General features: G+C 41.3%; 2 pseudogenes. Both read left to right on the forward strand.

What is annotated here, in order from left to right:
• Positions 1–125: 125 nt before the first annotated feature.
• Positions 126–410: pseudogene (locus AACQ81_RS03995) on the forward strand (helix-turn-helix domain-containing protein); the annotation flags it as partial.
• Between the two features lie 268 nt (positions 411–678).
• Positions 679–870 (forward strand): annotated as a pseudogene (locus tag AACQ81_RS04000) (helix-turn-helix domain-containing protein); the annotation flags it as partial.
• Positions 871–1,061: the final 191 nt, after the last annotated feature.

The following is a 1,061-nucleotide window of genomic DNA, read 5'->3' on the forward strand; positions in this document are numbered from 1 at the left end:
GGGGGTCTTCAAGTGAGGCAAAATGCTGTAACAAAGGGCTGACAGAGGACATAAGGGTTGACTTTAAAAGCAGCATAACGACATGAAACTCAATCATTGTCAATGAATTTTAGATGCGATTGCCCTGGATTGATCTGACAAGTTCAGCAGGAAAAATGACAATGCAGGTTATTGCTGCGGTGGCTGAATTTGAACGTGACCTACTCATTGAGCGCACTCATTCAGGTATCATGCGGACTAAAGCCGCAGGAAAACGCTTAGGTCGTCCCCCTGTACTGAATAAAGAGCAGCAAAAATTAGTGCTCGAACGTTTGAGAACAGGAAATAGCGTTAGTGCAATTGCTCGTGAATTTAAGACAACAAGGCAAACGATTCTGAGAGTAAGAGCTGCAAATACTGAGCTAGAGTGAAACAAATTTATATCCCTCAATCCATTTTACGCTCTTAAAATTCCGTGAAGTCGTCTTTTGAAAATTACATTCTTTGGTGCATACGAGTACTGAGCATAATCACGTTTAGTGCAGCCGACTTCTGAAATTATTTTATCAGAAGTCATATGCACACTTAACTTTAAGTCCTATTAATTGGTGCAGTCGCCTTCTGAAAATAACAATGTAAGTTGGCCACCTGATTTTTAGCTATTTAAAATGACCGCTTAACAGTGTTTACTGTTCCGTTATGGCGATTGCCCGGGAAAAAGGAAAGTTACGTGGGAAACAGCCTAAACTCTCCAATAAGCAACAGAAAGAATTGTGCCGGATGCACGGCACCGGGCAGTATTCGATCAGTGATTTGGCCGAGCTTTTTTCGGTATCGAGGCCCACGGTTTACCGGACGTTGGTACGCAATAAAATGGCTTATGAAAACTAAAATAAATTTCGGTAACTCCGGCTTATAACTCTAACTCTTATAACGGGGACCAATATTAGGATGCTAGATAATGTCGTCATAAATTATTTTGTGCGATAATAAGATTTGCATTCCATAAACAGAGTGAACTAACCATGAGCACGCCTGCATACCGCCGCCACGATATTTCCGAACATGTCTGGAATTTACTT

Source organism: Xenorhabdus sp. Sc-CR9, from assembly GCF_963897815.1.
Taxonomy (GTDB): domain Bacteria; phylum Pseudomonadota; class Gammaproteobacteria; order Enterobacterales; family Enterobacteriaceae; genus Xenorhabdus.